Source organism: Enhygromyxa salina, assembly GCF_002994635.1.
Classification (GTDB): Bacteria; Myxococcota_A; Polyangia; order Nannocystales; family Nannocystaceae; genus Plesiocystis; species Plesiocystis salina_B.
In genome coordinates, this window is record NZ_PVNL01000124.1 from 113,936 (window position 1) to 132,496 (window position 18,561).

The 18,561-nt window shown below is 69.8% G+C and carries 13 protein-coding genes; 10 read left to right on the forward strand and 3 right to left on the reverse strand.

Annotated elements, in window-relative coordinates:
* Positions 1-160: 160 nt before the first annotated feature.
* Entirely contained in the window at positions 161-721 is a 561-nt protein-coding gene (locus ENSA7_RS33060; RefSeq protein ID WP_244923992.1) for a TlpA family protein disulfide reductase, read from the reverse strand.
* Positions 722-813: 92 nt separating this feature from the next.
* On the opposite strand from ENSA7_RS33060, the gene ENSA7_RS33065 reads away from it, so the two are divergent.
* The 6 genes from ENSA7_RS33065 to ENSA7_RS33090 all read left to right on the forward strand — a co-directional run bounded on the left by ENSA7_RS33065 (position 814) and on the right by ENSA7_RS33090 (position 9,704).
* Positions 814-1,743, forward strand: a complete 930-nt coding sequence (locus ENSA7_RS33065) for an alpha/beta fold hydrolase (RefSeq protein WP_106093395.1) — start codon at positions 814-816, stop codon at positions 1,741-1,743.
* Positions 1,740-2,489, forward strand: coding sequence for a ketopantoate reductase family protein (locus ENSA7_RS33070; protein ID WP_106093396.1), 750 nt, complete (start codon positions 1,740-1,742; stop codon positions 2,487-2,489). Before ENSA7_RS33065 ends, ENSA7_RS33070 begins: the two co-directional genes overlap by 4 nt.
* Before the next feature lie 13 nt (positions 2,490-2,502).
* Entirely contained in the window at positions 2,503-3,213 is a 711-nt protein-coding gene (locus ENSA7_RS33075) for a lysoplasmalogenase (protein WP_181234346.1), read from the forward strand.
* Between the two features lie 255 nt (positions 3,214-3,468).
* Positions 3,469-5,199 (forward strand): hypothetical protein, encoded by a 1,731-nt coding sequence (locus tag ENSA7_RS33080; protein WP_106093398.1) that lies wholly within the window; start codon positions 3,469-3,471, stop codon positions 5,197-5,199.
* Between the two features lie 210 nt (positions 5,200-5,409).
* Positions 5,410-7,890 (forward strand): hypothetical protein, encoded by a 2,481-nt coding sequence (locus tag ENSA7_RS33085; RefSeq protein ID WP_106093399.1) that lies wholly within the window; start codon positions 5,410-5,412, stop codon positions 7,888-7,890.
* Positions 7,891-7,967: 77 nt separating this feature from the next.
* Positions 7,968-9,704 carry a HEAT repeat domain-containing protein gene (locus tag ENSA7_RS33090; RefSeq protein WP_106093400.1) on the forward strand — a complete coding sequence of 579 codons (1,737 nt, stop codon included), beginning with the start codon at positions 7,968-7,970 and terminating at the stop codon, positions 9,702-9,704.
* An 8-nt stretch (positions 9,705-9,712) separates the two neighbouring features.
* Here the strand turns inward: ENSA7_RS33090 and ENSA7_RS33095 are convergent, their stop codons facing one another.
* Together ENSA7_RS33095 and ENSA7_RS33100 are read right to left on the reverse strand one after the other, a co-directional pair.
* Positions 9,713-10,900, reverse strand: a complete 1,188-nt coding sequence (locus ENSA7_RS33095) for an ABC transporter permease (RefSeq protein ID WP_146158418.1) — start codon at positions 10,898-10,900, stop codon at positions 9,713-9,715.
* A 5-nt stretch (positions 10,901-10,905) separates the two neighbouring features.
* A complete protein-coding gene (locus tag ENSA7_RS33100; protein WP_244923993.1) occupies positions 10,906-11,850 on the reverse strand; it encodes an ABC transporter ATP-binding protein in 945 nt (314 codons plus the stop codon).
* Between the two features lie 11 nt (positions 11,851-11,861).
* Between ENSA7_RS33100 and ENSA7_RS33105 the strand changes: the two genes are divergently transcribed.
* The 4 genes from ENSA7_RS33105 (at position 11,862) to leuS (ending at position 18,509) form a co-directional block, all read left to right on the forward strand.
* Positions 11,862-14,033: a M13 family metallopeptidase gene (locus ENSA7_RS33105; protein ID WP_106093403.1), complete on the forward strand. Its 2,172-nt coding sequence runs from the start codon at positions 11,862-11,864 to the stop codon at positions 14,031-14,033.
* Complete coding sequence (locus ENSA7_RS33110; protein ID WP_106093404.1) at positions 14,033-15,187, forward strand: acyl-CoA dehydrogenase family protein; 1,155 nt, start codon at positions 14,033-14,035, stop codon at positions 15,185-15,187. Before ENSA7_RS33105 ends, ENSA7_RS33110 begins: the two co-directional genes overlap by 1 nt.
* A 47-nt stretch (positions 15,188-15,234) precedes the next feature.
* Positions 15,235-15,741, forward strand: a complete 507-nt coding sequence (locus tag ENSA7_RS33115; protein ID WP_146158419.1) for a hypothetical protein — start codon at positions 15,235-15,237, stop codon at positions 15,739-15,741.
* A gap of 74 nt (positions 15,742-15,815) precedes the next feature.
* A complete protein-coding gene (leuS, locus tag ENSA7_RS33120; RefSeq protein WP_106093406.1) occupies positions 15,816-18,509 on the forward strand; it encodes a leucine--tRNA ligase in 2,694 nt (897 codons plus the stop codon).
* The last annotated feature ends 52 nt before the right edge of the window (positions 18,510-18,561 follow it).

Genomic DNA, 18,561 nt, shown 5'->3' on the forward strand with positions numbered 1-18,561 from the left:
GCTCCCCCAGGTAGCAAGGCGCATGCCTGCGGATGGGGAGGGAGCACGGGCTGTGGTTCTCGCCGCTGTCGCGCCCCCCGCCTGCCCGCGGCGTCACGCGGGGACGCGCACCGACTCCGCCGCGGACGCAGGACACCCGCCCGGGCCGAAACTCGGGCGGTCAGCCTCGATCGGCTCGGGCGGCGACCAGCAGCGCCTCGAGCCGAGGTCGCAGGTGCTCGACGGCGCCGGGACCTTTGATCCCACCTTCGGTCCGGCGTGGGCCTGCGCGCCCGTCAGGAGCCGGGGCCACGAACAGCGGGATCATCCGTGAGCTGTACCCGGCGGCGGCGAGCCGATCACGATCGCGGTCGAGATCGAACTCGAGCAGTCGCAAGCCCGGCAGCGCCTGGTCGAGGCTGCCGTCCTCGACTGCGTCGTGAAAATAGCGGCATGGCTCGCACCAGCTCGCGCCGACGTAGACCAGCAGCTGACGATCCTCGGCGTGGGCCTGCGCGCGCTCGGCGTTGACGAGCTCGACGACGTCGCCCTCGGCGGGCGCGAGCGCGAACTCGGGACCCGCTGGCGCGGGCGAGGGGACAGCGGCCGGCGCGGGTGGGGGTGCTTCGGTGTCAGCCGCGGCCGGGGCTGGCGTCGCCGGGCAAGCCGTGAGCAGCGTCAACGTCGACAGCGCGAGCAGGGCCCACGGGCGAGTGGAACGGGTTGTCGGTGGTGGGTTCACGACCGCCGCAGCATAGCCCGGTCGGCGCAGTCGTTGCGCCCAGGTGCAGACCGTGTGGACCGAGCCCGTAGCTCGCGGTACTCGTAGCGGCCATGGATGACCTCGCGTATTTTCCGCCCGGGACCCAGACCTTTGTCGGTTGTCTGGGCTCGGGTCTGCGGGTGCGCTGGTACGAGCGGGGCCCGACCGACGGATCCAGGGAAGACGCCACCAGTGAGAGCTCTCGCCGCGCGCTGCCGACGGTGCTGTGTCTGCACGGGTTCCCCGAGCTGGCGGTGAGTTGGCGCGAGCAGCTCGCGGGCTTGTCCAACCGCTATCGCGTGGTCGCCCCGGACCTGCGCGGCTACGGGGGCACCGACGCGCCCGCGCGGGTTCGTGACTACACCCTCGACATCTTGGCGCGAGACGTGGTCGAGCTGATCGATGCGCTCGGCGTCGACAAGGTCCACCTGGTCGGCCACGACTGGGGCGGCGCGATCGCGTGGGAGGTGGCTCAGCGCTACGCCGATCGGCTCCACAGCCTCAGCGTGATCAACTGCCCGCCGCTGCAGATCATGGTTCGGCACCTTCGCAAGCTCGAGCAGCTGCGCCGCAGCTGGTACTTCTTGTTTTTCCAGGTGCCGTGGCTGCCCGAGCAGCGCCTGCGCGCCAACCCAGCGCTGATGGTGGCCAAGGGGTTTCGGGCCAACGCGGTCAATCGCGAGCCGTTCTCGCGCGAGCGACTCGAGCCGTACCTTCGCCAGCTCCGCGAGCGAGGCATGCCGGGCATCAACTACTACCGGGCGGCGCCGCTGCACCTGCTGCGACGGCTCACGCCGATCTCCATACCGACCCGCTTGATATGGGGCTTGCGCGACCCGGCGCTGGGTCCCTGGTTCGCCGAGCCAGACCTCTATTCGAGCTGGGTCGAGCGCTTTGATCGGGTCTTGCTCGACGACGTGGGCCACTACCCCGGGCAAGAGGCCCCGGATCGGGTCAACCAGGCGCTGCGCGAGCACTTTGACCAGGAGCGCGGGTCGTGATCGTGGTGATCGGCGCAGGGAGGATCGGCGGCGCCCTCCACCAGCGCGATCCGCATCAGTTCGCGCTCGTCGATCGACAACAGGGCTGGGAGCTGCTCGAGCGCGAGCCTGGCGAGCCGATCCTGCTGGCGGTCCGCAACGACGATCTGCTCGCGGTGCTCGAGCGGGTGCCAGAGCGCCGTCGTGCGGATCTGGTGTTCGCGCAAAACGGAATGCTGCGGCCCTGGCTGCGCGAGCACGGGCTCACCGAGGTGACCCGCGGGCTGCTGTTCGTGGCCGTGCCCACGCGCGGCGCCCCGATCGAGCCGGGCGGCGAGAGCCCGTTCTTTGGCCCCCACGCGGCGACCATGGTCCAGGCCTTCACGCGGGTCGGGCTGCCCGCCGCGGTCGTGAGCGCCGACGCGTTCGCGGCCGTCGAGCTCGAGAAGTTGATCTGGAACTGCGCGTTCGGGCTGTGCTGCGAGGCGTTCGACTGCGACGTCGGGACCGTCGTGCGGGATCACGCCGAGCAGCTGCGCGCGCTCGTGGCCGAGCTGCTCGAGGTCGGCGCTCCGGCGCTGGGGGTGGAGCTCGAGCTCGGGCCGCTCGTGAACCGCCTGTGCGACTACTCGCGCTCGATCCCCAGCTACCGCGGCGCGGTCAAGGAGTGGCCGTGGCGCAACGGGTGGTTCGTGGAGACCGCACGCGAGCAGGGCAGGGCCACGCCGACCCACGCGCAATTGCTGGCGAGGGTCGGTCGCGGCTGAGACGATGCCGGTCATGTCGATCATGTCGATCATGTCGATCATGCCGGCCGCCTCAGTCGTCGATGCCCTGAGCCCGATCCCGTCGGCCGCCGAGCTGTGGGTCCTGATCACCCTCGCGGCGCTGGGCCTGCACCTGTTCGTCGAGCATCGCAAGTGGTCGGCCGCCGTCGCGATCACCAAGCTGATCGCCTCGACCGGGTTCTTGATCACGGCGGTTCATGCGGGCGCGCTGGGGTCCGAGTGGGGCCGCTGGATCTTCGTCGGTCTGGTGCTGTCGTGGTGCGGCGACGCGTTCTTGCTCGCGCGGGCCAGGTCGATGTTTCTGGCTGGCCTCGTCGCGTTCTTGCTCGGTCACGTCGGCTATTGCGTGGCGTTTGTCACCCACGGGTTCGACACCACGGTCGCGCTGGCGTTCGCGCCTGTCGTGGTGATCGCGGGGCTGCTCGTCGATCGCTGGCTGCGTGATCACGTCGACGACAACATGCGAGTCCCGGTCCGGGCGTACATCGTGGTCATCTCGATCATGCTGACGCTCGCGGTCGCAGCGTGGCGACAGGGCGGCTCGCACTTGCTCTTGCTCGGCGCGGTGTCGTTCTATTTGTCTGACCTCTCGGTCGCCCGTGATCGGTTCGTGCGCCGCGATTTTTTTAACCGGCTGTGGGGCCTGCCGGCCTACTACCTAGGTCAGCTGTGTCTGGCGCTGTCGGTGCTCTCGCTCCGGTGACACGCCGTCTCTTCGTTCAGCCTGCACGTACGATGGGTGCGATGCCATCCGCGCCGCGCCCCAACTCGTGGAGCTGGCGCGTAGATCTGTACGGACGTGCGGGCTGAACAGCGCCACGTTCGCGCGCGCGTGGGCTTTCTCGTGTGAAGTCGTTGCGCGTGACTTGCCTGGCCCGGCGAAAACCCGCACCCTAAGCGGCCTAGTGAACGATTCCGGTTACCGCGACGACCGCGGAGCCCGGACTCGCAAGCGCGGATGCATTCGTCTCAACTTCAGCTCTGGTCGGTCGACAAGCTCGACGCCCCGCGTGTGTGGGCGGGGCGGCCCTCGATCTTCGATCATGTGGAACGCGAGCTCGCAACGTTGCGCCAGACCCAAGCCGAACCAGGCGAGCAGGCGAGCGACGCAGGCGAGCAGGCGAGCGACGCGCTGGACGGCGGCGGCCTCGAGCTCGCGCTGCCCGATGACGAGCAGCACGAACGGGGTGGCTTGCGCTGGGCCGCGGGCGCGCTCGATGGCGTGATGGGCCGTCACGCTCAGATCGAAGACGAGCGCCTGCGCGCCAAGCAGATCGTCAAGGCCGTGCGAGACCTGCTCGACTCGGCCAGGCCCGCCCACCTCGAGCACCTCACCCGGCTGCTCACGCGCGCGCCCGTGCTCGGGGTGCTCGACGACGTGCTCGGCGAGCTCGTTGGCAACGGCGAGCTCGACCCGGATCGCTTCCACGAGCTCGCGCTGTTCCTGGTCCGCGGGGCGCCCGATCGCGAGGTCGTCAAGCTGGGCATCAGCATGCTCGGCGTGCTGGTGGGCTGCGACGAGCGAGACACGCTGCTCACGATCGGGCACCACGAAGAGTTCACGCTGTTTTGCGTGGTCGCGCTGGCGAGCACGCTCGAGGCCGCCGACCGCGAGCTGTGGCAGCTGGCCAAGGGCGTGCGCGGCTGGGGTCGGATCCACGCCGTCGAGCGCCTGGCCCAGACCTGCGATCCAGAGATCCGCGCGTGGCTGGTCCGCCAGGGGTTCCGCAACCAGGTGATGGACGAGTACCTCGCCCACACCTGCGCGATCGCGGGGGATCTCGCGGGCGCGCTCGAGGCCGACATCGTCGACGACCCGCTGCTCGATGGCGCCGCGGGGATCCTCGCCGCGCTGCTCAACGGCGGGCCGGCGGAGGACATCGAAGACTACGAGCACGCCCCGCGTGCAGCTTCGGCCTACCTGCGCCACCTCGCGCGGCGACCCGAGCACCGGACCCTCGATCTCGCTCACCTGCTCGTCGTCGAGCAGCTGCGCGAGTTCATCGGGCCGGTCGGCGACGAGCTCGAGGACGACGAGACCCTGCGCGAGCTCGGGTGGACCCTGGAGATCCGCCGGGTGGTCCTGGACATGTGCGCGCGCGTGGTCGCCCGGCCCGAGTGGCCGCGGTTGGTCCAAGAGGGGCTCGAGACCGAGTCGCTCGAGCGCTTTCACCAGGCCGACGCGGCCGCGCAGCTGCTGGGCATCGACGCGTGGTCGCACCACCTGCGTCGCGTGCAGGCCAGCCCGCGCAGCTCACCCTCATGGTTTCGCCTGGTCCAGACCGAGGACGACGATCGCTTCGCCCAGGCGCTGCAGCTGGCCGAGCGCCTGCTGCCGCTGCACGAGATCGCCACGGGTCCGGCCGAAGAGGTCGGGCTCAGCCGCGAGTTCGATGTGCACGACACCTTGTTGATGGTCGTGCAGAGCCTGGTCGACAAGCCCGGGCGCGGGCTGGAGCTGCTCGACACGGCTCTGCAGTCGCCGGTCACACGGGTGCGTCGTGGCGCGCTGCGAGTGCTCGTGGCCTGGGCCGACGAGGGCGCGCTGGTGGCCGAGTCGGAGCACGCGGTCCATGCGGGCGGCTCGCTGCGAGGTGGGCTCGCGCTGCTCGAGCGGGCGGCGGCCCGTGAGGTCGACGAAGAGCTCGCGGCCGAGATGAACGAGCTGCGCAGCCGCTCACAACTCTGAGGGCTCCAGCCTCGGGCCTGGGTCTGGGCCTGGCTCGCAGCACGGGCTCAGCTCCAGAATTCGACCGGCGAGCCCACAATAGGTCGCATCCCGGGTCGGCCGCGCGTGTACGCTTTCGGATCAATGAACATTCGCCGGCTCGTACCTCTGGGATGCGTCCTCATTTTATCGGGTCTGTCGGCGATCGTGGTGGGAGCGCCACCGAAGCCGGTGCCAACCAACGACTGCCCAACGCCCGACGCCGCCAAGTGCGTCAGCGAGGGCTACCTCGAGAGCTCGTGCGGGCGCCGCCATCAGAGCACCTGCGAGCCGCACGTGGTCGCGGCTTTGAAGGCTCACTACAACGCAACCGCGGCGCCCAAGCTGCCGATGCTCGGGCCCAACCACCACGACCTGCCTGGCGATCTCAAGCAGGGCAAGTACTTCGCCTACACACCAGCGAAGACCTTGGTCAAGGCCCAGGCCAGCCTGAGCAAGGTCTATCGCAAGGTCGCTGATCCGATCGCGGGCCACGTCGGTATGAGCACCGCCGCGCTCGCGCCCGTCGATCGGCTCGGCAAGGTCTCGCCGTCGACCGCCGCGGCCTACCATCGCGAGCCGAGCTGGGCCGCGAACGGAAACAAGGTCGAGAGCTGCGCCGAGTATGCCTACGAGCGCAGCCATGACGTGGTTCGCTTCATCGACGCGGCGTCGGCCTGCCGGGGTGATCGCGAGTGTGTGTTCGACGTGGCCTACCTCGACAGCACGCCGGGCATCGCTGATCGCAACTTGGTCGACACCAGCGGTCGGGCGCTGCCCAAGCTGCCGCTGGCCAAGGGCACGTTTGTCAAGAACGATCTGTTCGCGCTCGGCGATCGCCTGGTTCGCGCCAACGGGGTGACGCCGCTACCGCCGACCCCGTCGATCCTCGCGCTCGAGGCTGCGCTGCGCGACGGGCTGACTTGGTATCAGCTCGGTAGCTGCAAGGGGAAGACCTGCAACACCCGCAAGTTCAGCGACGAGTGGGCGTGGCACGAGCACCTGCACCAGGCCACGAACAAGCTCTCGCAGGCCGAGTTCGAGGAGTACGAGGCCCGCCGGGCCGCGTTTCGAGCGTTGCTCGAGGACTGGGCGGCGGCGGTCGACGGGGAACATCAGGTGCTCATGCAAGCAGAGGTCGCCGACGTCGTGCTGCCCTTCGACATGCGGGCCAACAACCCCTTCGAGCGCTTCGAGCTCGAGCACGACCTGATCGAGCGCAGCAATCAGCACCTCCAGCAGGTCAAGAAGCGGTTCGGCACCCAGATCCTCGACATGCGGCTCGAGGACGCCGTCAAGCAGGTGGTCGGGGCTCAGTCCCAGGCGGGGTCGCTGGCCTTCGGCGTGTTCGCGGCGCCCGCGATGGGCCCCAGCTCGTCGAACACGCCCACGCCAGCCGGGGGCGCCAAGCAACCGAGCGCGAACAACAACAACACGATCGCGGGCGCGTGTGTGCGCGCGAGCGGCTGGGGTCTCGAGATGAACGGGGCGGGGAAGCTCAGCTGTCGGATCGGCGAGTTCTTGCGTGACGAGTGGGCGCGCAAGCAAGCCGGCGAGAAGAGCTGCCTCGATCTCGGCAACCCAGACTGCGACTGGGCGCTGCCCATGTTCGAAGCGGCGATCCTCGACGGGATTCCGCTGCTCGATCGCCAGCTCCGCGATGAGCGGACCTGCATGGCCTGGCAAGACGGGGCGACGTTCCCAGCCGCCAGCGTGGCCATTGTCGAGAACCGGCTCGAGGCCAACGAGGCCGCGTTCGCCGAGACCTGGCCGCTGGTCAAGCCCTTCGATCAAGGCACCAACAGCAGCGGTCGCAAGTTCGGTAAGGACTGGGGAGGCGGTGACTACATCGGGGACAAGGACTGGTTCGCGGCCGGCTACCACTACGATCTGGGCTGGAACGTGACGCCGCTCGCAAAGAATGGTCAAGGCTCGATCTGCAAGGTCGGCGGCTCGATCCACGCCAACACCGGGTTCGACGCGTGGATCGTCGGCGCCAAGGTCGAGGTCGTCGATGGCGCGGTCCGGGCCGAGTCCAACATCGGGACGGGCGGCCAGGTTCGCTACAACGCTCACCTCGAGATGTTCGACCAGTCGCTGTTCTCGACCGCGAACGAGCCGGACGACTGGAAGGTCGCGCAGAGCTTCTCGACCAAACCCAGCGCTGGCTTTGGCATCAGCCTGCCCGTGCCCGCGCCGCGCTTCGACATCTACGTCGGCGTGCCGATCTCGGGGCAGCTGTGGGGGGAGCTGTTGTTTGGATCGGCGCTGACGATGTCGGGCGAGGCCGGGGCGTCGTGCGAGGGCGGCCCCAAGTTTGGGATCCGCGCCACGTACATGCCCCTGTTCGCCGCCTATGGGCTCGGCCAGGTCGGGGTTGGGGTCGCGGGGGTCGTGAGCGCGGGCGTCCGGGCGTCGCTGACCCTGGTCATGGTCGGCGTGCCGCTCGAGGTCGGCATGCAGGTCAAGACCAAGCAGGGCAAGCAGGTGCTCAGCTTCGACTCGCAGGTCTCGCTGCTGCTCTCGACCTTGGCCGGGCGGGTCTCGCTGTACATCGAGTTCTTGATGTTCGACGAGGAGTGGGAGCTGTTTCGCTGGGATGGGTTCGGTCCGCTGAAGGCTGACTTGATGCCGCGGCTGGGGGTCGAAGTTCCGCTCTCGGGGATGAAGTGAGCGGACGGCGGCTCGCCGTCGCGCTGGCGCTCGGGCTCGGGTGTGGACCAGCACCGGAGTCCCCCCCGCCGCCTGCAATGAGCACCAGCGAGGCAGGGTCGCTCGCGCCCGATCTGCGGGTCGGCGAGGTGCACATCTACACGATCGACTGGCAGACCCACGGCGCGCGTGGGATCGACGGCACGATGGTCTCGGGCGGCTTGACCCTACGCGGGGAGCTGGCCGTCAGCGCGCTCTCGCATGGACCCGACGGGACCCGGGTCTCGCTGTGGTTTCCCAGCCTGCGCGAGTCGGCGCTGGTCGTTCACGGCGAGCGCGTCGAGCTCGATCCGCGTGAGCTGGTCGATCTGCACGCCGAGTTTGTGGTCGACGCGAGCGGCGATGTCCGCCACGCCTACTTCGCGGCCGACAGCCCCCCGATGTTTCGCGAGCTGATGCGCGGGGTGATCGCCCGCTACGATCTGCGCGGCGCGAACCCGGGTCCAGAGCGACGAACGCTGCGCGGCGGTCATGGGTTGGTCGAGGTCGTCTATCGCCGCGAGCCGTCGGGCGTCGTGGTTCGCGACCTCGCGCAGGTGGTGCGGTTCGACACCGCACCCGGGGTCGAGGTCGACCCGACCATGGTGATCGCCGAGGCTCGGATCGAGCTCGATGCGCGGCGCTTGCCCATTGCGATCGACCAGCGCGACAGCATCGACCTCGGGGGCGTGGTCGAGCTGGTCAGCGACGACCGGTTCACGCTCGAGTATGTGCGGACGCGGGAGGCCGACCCTGGGGTCGCGCCGCTCGCTGGGTCTGCGACCGAGCTAGTCGAGCTAGTCGAGCTAGTCATGGTCGACCCGACCGCCGGGCCCGATCGCGAGGCCGCCGATCGGGCCCTCGACCGGCAGCTGGCCGCGGGCATGACCTTCGACGACATCGAGGTTGCGATCGCCACCATGGATGGCGGGGTGTTCCCGCGGCCTGGGCTGGTCTCGCGGGCGGCCGCGCTGCTGCGCAGCTCCCCCGAGCTGATCCCGAGCGTGATCCAGACTTGCCTGAGGGCCGGTGGCAACGGACGTCAGCTCAGCTTCGACCTGCTGGCATCGACCGGGAGCTCGATCGCCCAGGCGGCGATGCACGGCTTGCTGCTGGACCCTGCGGCGCGAGGCTGGTCGGAGCGGGCGCTGTTGTTTCAGCGGTTCGCGTTCGTCAGCGAGCCGAGCTCCGCGACTGGTGGGTTCTTGCTCGACCAGCTGGCCGCGGCGCAGAGCGAGGGGGATGAGAAGATGGTTCGGGCGATCCTGCATCCGCTCGGGACCGTCGCTGGACGGGTTCAGGATCCGGTGCTCGCCGAGCAGATGCATCAGGCGTTGGTCCGCGCGGCGGCCAGCGAGGTGGGGGCGATCCGGGCGGCGTCGATCTCGGGCCTCGGCAACGCGCGTCGGGCCAGCGATCGCGCGCGGCTGATCGGGGCGCTCGCCGATCCCGATCCCGACGTTCGGGTCGAGGCGGCCGCGGCCCTGCGCGCGCACGTGGTCCCCGAGGCCACCGCGGCGTTGCTCGAGGCCCTCGATGACAGCGACGTCGCCGTCGCGTCACGGGCCCTGACTGTCCTCCACGAGCGCCACTACGAGGGCCAGCCTGGCCCGGAGCTGATCGCCCGGGCGACGCTGGGCCGCTATCAGCCGGCGCTCGATCGCGCGATGGCCTCGGCGCTGGTCGGCACGCGTGAGCAGGTCGCGGTCCGGGACGCGATCGCGGCGATCGCCGCCCGGACCGGCGACCCCGCGCTGGCGACCGAGCTCACGCTGCTGCTGGGCGCGCAACCCTGAGAGCTGGACTAGAGCTCCCGGACCGCGCGGGCGCCCACGCCGAGCGAGACGCCGCCGAGCGCGAGCAAGCCGGCGCACGCGGGCGCGATCTCGGCGAGCGAGGACCCCCGCCAGACCGCGCCTTCGATCGCGATCAGCGCCCACGCGACCGGGCTCGCGTTCGCGGCCACCTGCAGCCAGCTCGGCATCAGGAACAGCGGCAGCATCCCGCCGCCGAGCATCGCCATGCCCATGAGGATCGCCCAGCTCATGCCGGCCGCCGAGTGGGTGCGGCGCCCGAGCACGGCGAGCAGCGTCATGACCCCGACGAAGCCCAGGGCCGTGCACGCGAGCGCGAGCGCGAGCAGGCCGACGCTCTGCGGCCGCACGCCAAACCCGATCACGGCGGCGAGCACCAGCGTGATCTGCATGACGACGATCGCAACCAGGCACGCGCCCGCCTTGCCCGCGAGGATCGTCAGCCGTGAGACCGGCGCGACCGCGAGTCGCAGCAGCGTGCCGCGCTTGCGCTCCTCGACCAGGCTGACCGCGAAGGTGGCCGCGCAGGCCAGGACCGCCCAGATGATCCCCTGCGGAAAGGTGACGGCGTAGGGCGAGGGCGGCCGCGCGACCGGGCCGCGCACAGCGGCGTGCACGGTCTGAAACTCGATCTCGACGGCTTCGATCGGCGCGGTGGCGTCTGCGTTGGGCAGGCCGCGAGCGAGCGCCCGCCAGGCCGCGAGCTGGGTCGCGTTGGTGAGCAGCTCGGCCTCGCTGCGGCGGCGCGGGTCGACGCCCAGCTCGACCGCGCGGCCTGGCGCCGGCGAGGCGGCGGTCGGCTCGAGCACGCTCGGCGCCGCGCCGAAGCCCGCCGCGATGTGAACGTAAGCCGGATGCTCGCCGGTCCGCACGCGCTCGCGGGCGGTGTCGAGCTCGGCGGGCGCGAGCGTGACGCGGGGATCCGCGTCGAGCTCGGCGACCAGCGCCTCGCTCGCGCGGCTGTGATCCTCGTCGACGATCAGCACGGTCATCGCCGCGGCCCGGTCCGCGTCACCATCATCGAGCTGGGCCCCAAACCCGGGCCCGAGCGCTCCGAAGAAGCTCGCCAGCACCAGCGGCCACGCGAAGGTCAAGAACACGGCGCCGCGGTCCCGCATGAGCAGGCGCAGATCCTTGCTGATCAACGCCGCGATCGCCCGCGCGGTGGCGCTGGCCATGCCGCTCACTCCCGCAAGCTCCGTCCGGTCAGCTGCAGGAACACCTGCTCGAGGGTCGGCCGCTCGACGCGAAACCCCAGCGGCGCGCGGCCCTGCGCGAGCTCGTTGAGGGTTGCGAGCGGATCGTCAGTCTCGATCGACTCGCGCTCACCTTCGAACTCGACGACCAGCTGCGGCTTGCCAGCGTGGCCAGCGAGGAGCGCGTCGAGCCGATCCACGGCGAGCAGCTGGCCATGGTCGATGATCGCCACGCGGTCGCAGATCCGCTGGGCCTCCTCCATGTAGTGGGTGGTGTAGAGCACCGCCTTGCCCTGCGCGCGGAGCTGCTCGATGTTGCTCAGCAAGTGCGCGCGCGACTGCGGATCGACCCCGACGGTCGGCTCGTCGAGCAGCAGCAGGGCGGGATCGTGAACCAGCGCCGCGGCCAGGTTGAGCCGCCGCGCCATCCCGCCCGAGTAGGTCTTGACCCGATCCTCGCGGCGCTCGCTGAGCCCCACGAACTCGAGCGCGGCGTCGACCCGCGCGCGCAGCTGCGGGCCCGCGCAGCCTTGCAAGCCGGCGAAGAAGCGCAGGTTCTCGGCGCCGCTGAGCTCGTCGTAGAGCGCCAGCGCCTGCGGGGCCAGCCCGATCTGCCGCCGCACCGCCGGATCGCGTGGCGAGCCAGACACGCCGCCAGAGAACGCGAGCCGAACCTCACCGTGATCGGCGGCGAGCAGGCCCGCGGTGCACGACACGAGCGTGCTCTTGCCCGCGCCGTTGGGGCCGAGCAGCCCGACGATCTCGCCCGCGCCGACACGCAGCGAGACGCCGTCGAGCGCGAGCGTGCGGCCGTGGGACTTTCGCAGGTCGACGAGCTCGAGCACCGGCCGCGCAGTATAGGCCATGGCTGCATGCAAGCTCACGTTGGCGCCCAGGTCCACGGGGGTTCGGGGACCGCGGCGGTCTGGCATGGTTCGGCCGCATGCGTGGAGCGATCCTGAAGTCATGGCTGTCCCTGGGTCTCGTGGCGCTCGCTGGCAGCAGCGCCGCAGCTTGCGATCGCGGCGGTCCGGTCGAGACCCCCGAGCCCGCGGGGCCGCCCGTCGAAGACCCGACCAAAGCCGCCCCCGCCGAGGTCCCCAGCACCGGCGTCGATGGCCTGGTCGCCTCGATCGATCCCAGCGTCGATCCCTGTGACGACTTCTACATGTACGCCTGCGGTGGCTGGCTCGCCGCCCACCAGCGCCCGGCCGACAAGTCTCGCTATGGCCGCAGCTTCGACACGGTCTCGGAGCACAACGAAGCGGTGATGCGCGAGCTGCTCGATGCCGCGAGCGCGGCTGCCAAGGCTGGCGGCGCCGATCCAAGCACGCAGCAGCTCGGCGACTACTACAACGCATGCATGGACACGCCCGCGCGCGACGCCGCCGGGATCGAGGGCCTGGCCGAGCCGCTCGCGCTGATCGACGGCGCCAAGGACAAGCGCGCGCTCATGAAAGTGGTTGGCCAGCTGCACGCGTCGGTGTGGGGGCGCATGGGCTGGCTGGGCATGCCCGCGGCGCCGCCGTTCTTCATCGTGGGGGTCGACGCCGACTACATGGACGCGCCCGATCAAAACATGGCGATCGTCTCGCAAGCCGGGCTGGCGCTGCCGAGCCGCGAGATGTACCTGCCGGCGGCGGGGCCCGAGGGCGACCCGACCCGGGCGCTGCTGGCCAATTACGAGCGACACATCGCGACCATGCTCACGCTCGCCGGCTCGACCAGTGAGCAGGCCGCGACCGACGCGAAGCTGGTGCTGGCGATCGAGACCGCGCTCGCCGAGGCCTCCATGACCCCGGTGCAGCTGCGCGACGATCAGGCCAACTATCACAAAGAAGGCTTCAAGGGCCTGAGCAAGCGGGCCAAGCGGGTGGCCTGGGACGCCTACTTCGAGGGCGCAGGGCTGCCGCGGACCAAGGCGCTCAACATTCGGACGCCCGACTACCTCGCGGCGATGGCCAAGGTCATTGACGAGCGGCCGCTCGCGGACCTGCAGGCCTACCTGCGCTGGAGCTTGATCCACGCGACCGCCGAGGATCTCGACACGGCGATCGGCGAGGCGAATTTCGAGCTCACCAAGCTGATCACGGGCGTCGATGAGCCCCCGCCGCTGTGGAAGCGGTGCACGCAGTCGGTGATGTGGGCGCTGCCCGAGCTGGTCGGTCCGGCCTACGTCGAGCGGGCGTTCGCGGGTGACTCCAAGGCGATCGCCAACGACATGATCGAGCGGATCAACGCGGCGATGGCCGCGAGCCTGCCCACCCTCGAGTGGATGGACGAGACCACCCGCGGCCGGGCCCAGCACAAGATCGACGCGATGGGCCGCAAGATCGGCTACCCCGACACGTGGCGCACGTATCAAGACGTGGCGATCACCGGCGCCGATCACCTCGCCAACGTGCTGGCCGAGAAGCGCGCCCACGCCGTTCGCCAAGCCGCTCAGATCGACAAGCCGGTCGACAAGGCCGAGTGGTTGATGCCGGCCCCGCTGGTCAACGCCTACTTCAACCCGACCAACAACGAGATCGCGTTCCCGGCTGGGATCCTGCAGCCGCCCTTCTTCGACGCCGACCAGCCGATGGTCATGAACTTCGGCGGGATCGGGGCGGTCGCGGGTCACGAGCTGACCCACGGCTTCGATGACGAGGGCCGCAAGTACGACGCGACCGGACGCCTGACGCAGTGGTGGGAGCCGCAGGTGTCCGAGGCGTTCGAGCAGCGGGTCGCGTGCGTGGTCGAGCAGTACAACGGCTACGAGGCCGCGCCCGGCAAGTTCGTCAATGGTGAGCTGACCGCGGGCGAGAACATCGCCGACATCGGCGGGGTCAAAGAGGCCTACTTCGCGTACCAGGCGTGGGCGACCGAGCAGGGCGGCGATCCGGCGGTCGTCGAGGGCATGTCCAACGAGCAGGTGTTCTTCGTCGCGTGGGCCCAAAACTGGTGTCAGCACACCGCGGATCTCGAGCTGCAGCGCCGGCTGCTCGAGGACTCGCACTCGCCCGGACCGTTTCGCGCGTCGGGTCCGCTCGCGGATCTGCCCGAGTTCGCCGAGGCGTTCTCGTGCGCCGAGGGCAGCCGCATGAACCCCGTCGATCGCTGCGAGATCTGGTGATGGCGTTCCCCCGCAGGCACCCGGGCTGGACCGAGGACCACGAGCAGCTGCGCCGGACCGTGCGGGGGTTCGTCGAGCGCGAGCTCGAGCCCAACATCCACGCGTGGGAGGAAGCTGGCGAGTTTCCGCGCGCGCTGTACCGGACCGCCGGGGAGCTGGGCCTGCTCGGGCTGGGCTTCCCCGAGGCCTACGGCGGCACCCCGGTCGACTCGTTCTCGGCGCTGGTCATGACCGAGGAGCTGTGCCGGGCCGGCTCCGGCGGCGTGATCGCCAGCTTGATGAGCCACGGGATCGGGCTGCCGCCGATCATCGCGCTGGGCTCGGAGTCGCTCAAGCAGCGCATCGCCCCGCCCGTGCTCGCGGGCGAGCAGATCATGGCGCTGGCGATCACCGAGCCCTCGGGCGGCTCGGACGTCGCCAACCTCCGGGCCACCGCCCGCCGTGAGGGCGACCACTACATCGTCGACGGCAGCAAGACCTTCATTACCTCGGGCATGCGCGCCGACTGGATCACGACCGCGGTCCGCACGGGTGGCCCCGGCATGCAGGGGATCTCGCTGCTGGCGATCCCCGGCGACACGCCCGGCCTGACCCGGACCAAGCTCGACAAGATGGGCTGGTGGTGCTCCGACACCGCGAGCCTGTACTTCGACGGCTGCGAGGTGCCCGTCGAGAACCTGATCGGCGTCGAGCACGGCGGGTTCATGGGCATCATGGTCAACTTCAACAACGAGCGGATGATGCTGGCCGCGATCGCGCTGGGCATGGCGCGGGTCTGCTACGAAGACGCGCTGGCCTGGGCCCGCGAGCGCCAGACCTTTGGCAAGCCGCTGGTTCGCCACCAGGTCGTCCGCCACAAGCTCGTCGACATGGCGACCTCGATCCGCGCCGTCGAGTGCGTGCTCGATGATCTGGCCTGGCGCCTCGATCGCGGCGAGGTCCCGATCGCCGAGGTCTGCATGGCCAAGAACCTCGCAACCCAGTGCGTCGAGCTGTGCGCCAAGGAGGCCGTGCAGATCCTCGGTGGGGCCGGGTTCATCCGCGGCGTCAAGTCCGAGCGGATCTACCGCGAGACCAAGGTGTTGAGCATTGGCGGCGGCGCCGAAGAGATCATGAAGGAGCTGGCCGCCCGCCAGCTGGGGTACCTGCAATAGCCTCGCTGCAGTAGCCGCTGCGGCCGCTGGTCTCTACCATGGGTGGTATGCGCTGTTCGCCTCGCCCGCTCCTCCACGTTCTCGTTTGCCTGCTCGCGCTCCTGTCCGTCGCCTGCACCGACGAGACCGGCGGCACCACCGACGAGAACAGCAGCACCGACGACGGCAGCGCGCTGCCCAGCACCGTGTTCAGGATCGAGTTCGACGGCACCAGCGTGTGCGGAGCCCCGGTCGATCGCGTCGAGTTCGCGACCCGCCGGATCAACTGCTGGGACCCCGAGCTGCCCTGCACGGTGTCGACCGATCCCCCCTGGATCACCGGCACCGCGGCCGCGTGCTCGGAGCTCGACGGCTCGATGGAGTGGCAGGTCGAGGTCACCCAGACCGGCCAATACGAGACCCAGCTGCGGGCCCTGTCCGGCACCAGCCAGGAGGGCATCCACTGCTTCGCCGGCGGCGGCGCGGCCACCACCAAGGTCTCCAACGCCGACCTCGACACCCAGGCCAGCTTCACCCTGACCGAAGCCCCCGACCAAGACTGCGCGAATCCCTGAGCGCATCCGCCTGGGATCGGCCGTGCGCGCCAGGGCTGGCCCCCATACGCGAAACGCCGTAGTTTCCCCCCTTCATGCCGTACGACCACGCCACGATCGAGCCCCGCTGGCAGGCCTACTGGGACGAGCACCAGAGCTTCGAGGCCAAGATCGACGAGGCCCGCCCGAAGTACTACGTGCTCGACATGTTCCCGTACCCGAGCGGCAGCGGGCTCCACGTCGGCCACCCGGAGGGCTACACCGCGACCGACATCATGGCCCGCTACAAGCGGATGCGCGGGTTCAACGTGCTGCATCCGATGGGCTGGGACAGCTTCGGGCTGCCGGCCGAGCGCTACGCGATGAAGACGGGCACCCACCCGCGCGATCGCACCTACGAGTGCATCGACAACTTCAAGCGCCAGCTCAAGATGCTCGGGTTCTCGTACGACTGGTCGCGCGAGATCGCGACCACCGACCCGGACTACTACAAGTGGACGCAGTGGATCTTCTTGCAGATCTGGGGCAGCTGGTACGACGCCGAGCAAGACAAGGCGCGCCCGATCTCCGAGCTGCCGATCCCGGCCGAGGTCGAGGCCGCGGGCGACAGGGCCGTCCACGCCTACCGCGACGAGCATCGGCTCGCGTACCTGCATGACGCCCCGGTCAACTGGTGCCCGGATCTGCGCGTGGTCCTGGCCAACGAAGAGGTCGCCGAGCAGGTCGAGGCCGGACACGAGGTCATCCGGGTGCCCATGCACCAGTGGATGCTGAAGATCACCGCCTACGCGCAGCGGCTGATCGACGATCTCGACGACCTCGACTGGTCGCCCAGCGTGCTCGAGATGCAGCGCAACTGGATCTGTCGGTCCGAGGGCGCCGAGGTCGTGTTCGAGCTCGACGGGCAAGCCGGGCCCGACGCCCAGCTGCGGGTGTTCACGACCCGGCCCGACACGCTGTTTGGCGCGACCTACATGGTGCTCGCGCCCGAGCACCCGCTGGTCTCGACGATCACGACGGACGCTCAGCGCGACGCCGTCGAGGCCTACGTCAAGACCACCGCGCATCGGACCGAGCGCGAGCGCCAGGTCGCGGCGGCCGAGGGCGACAAGACCGGGGTGTTCACGGGCGCCCACGCGATCAACCCCGTCAACGATCAGCGGATCCCGATCTGGATCGCCGACTACGTGCTGATGGGCTACGGGACCGGGGCGATCATGGCGGTGCCCGGCCACGACGCCCGCGACCACGCGTTCGCCAGGACCATGGGCCTGCCGATCGTTCAGGTCGTCGCGCCCGCGACCGGCGAGCCGATCGACGTGCAGGCCCAGGCCTACCCCGAGCCCGGCGTCGCCGTGAACTCGGGCCTGATCAATGATCTGCCGACCGCGGAGGCCAAGCAGAAGATCACCGAGTGGCTGACCGCCCAGGCCAAGGGGGAAGCCCGGGTCAACTACAAGCTGCGCGACTGGCTGTTCTCGCGTCAGCGCTACTGGGGCGAGCCGTTCCCGCTGATCCACAAGCCCAGCGGCGAGGTCGCGTCGGTCGGCGTCGACGCGCTGCCCGTCGAGCTGCCCGAGGTCGACGACTTCAACCCCTCGGAGACCGGTGAGCCGCCGCTGGCCAAGGCCCTGTCGTGGGTCGAGCTGCCCGACGGCTCGCGCCGCGAGACCAACACCATGCCGCAGTGGGCGGGCTCGTGCTGGTACTATCTGCGGTTTTGCGATCCCCGCAACGCCAGCGCGCCGTGGTCGAGCGAGGCCGAGCAGTACTGGATGCCCGTCGATCTCTACGTCGGCGGGGCCGAGCACGCGGTCTTGCACCTGCTCTACGCCCGGTTCTGGCACAAGGTCCTGTTCGACCTCGGCCACGTGTCCACGCGCGAGCCGTTCAAGAAGCTGGTCAACCAGGGCATGGTGCTGGGCGCCACCTACGTGCCGCGCGATCCTCAGGCCGCCAGCGCGGGCCCCAAGCGGGTGTTCGTGAGCGACGAGGTCGAGGAGATCAACCTCGGCGACGCCGTCGAGTACGTGCACAAGCAGACCCGCGAGCCGCTGACGATCCAGTGGGACAAGATGTCCAAGAGCCGCGGCAACGTGATCAACCCCGACGAGGTGATCGCCGAGTACGGGGCCGACACCATGCGGCTGTACGAGATGTTCATGGGCCCGCTCGAGGCCAGCGCGCCGTGGCAGCCCGAGGGCGTGGCCGGCTGCTTTCGGTTCTTGGGTCGGGCCTACCGACTGTTCTTCGAGTCGCCCAAAGACGCCGAAGATCGCGCGCGGGATCTGGGCGAGGGGCAGGGCAGCGAGCGGCAACGTCGCTTGTTGCATCGGACGATCGCCGACGTCAGCGAGCGGATCGAGCGAATGGCGTTCAACACCGCGATCAGCTCGCTGATGGTGTTCGTCCGCGACGTCGAGAAAGACGGCGAGACGCTCGGCCGCGACGCCGCCGGAATCTTCTGTCAGCTGCTCGCGCCATTTGCGCCACACCTCGCCGAAGAGCTGTGGCGCGCGCTCGGCAACCCGCAGTCCTTGACCTACGAGCCGTGGCCCCAGGCAGATCCTGCGCTGCTGGTCGAGGACAGCTGGACGCTGGTCGTGCAGGTCAACGGCAAGCGCCGCGGCGAGCTGAAGATCCCGGCGAGCTTGGATCCCAAGCAGGCGAAGGACGAGATCACCGAGCTGGCCATGGCCTCCGAGGCGGTTTCGCGCTTCGTTGGAGACAAGCCGCCCAAGCGCGTCATCTACGTGCCCGGCCGGCTCGTGAACATCGTGCTCGGTTGACCTCACAGGCGCGATCGCACTCTGGTAATGTTGGCCCCGCGGTCGCGAGACC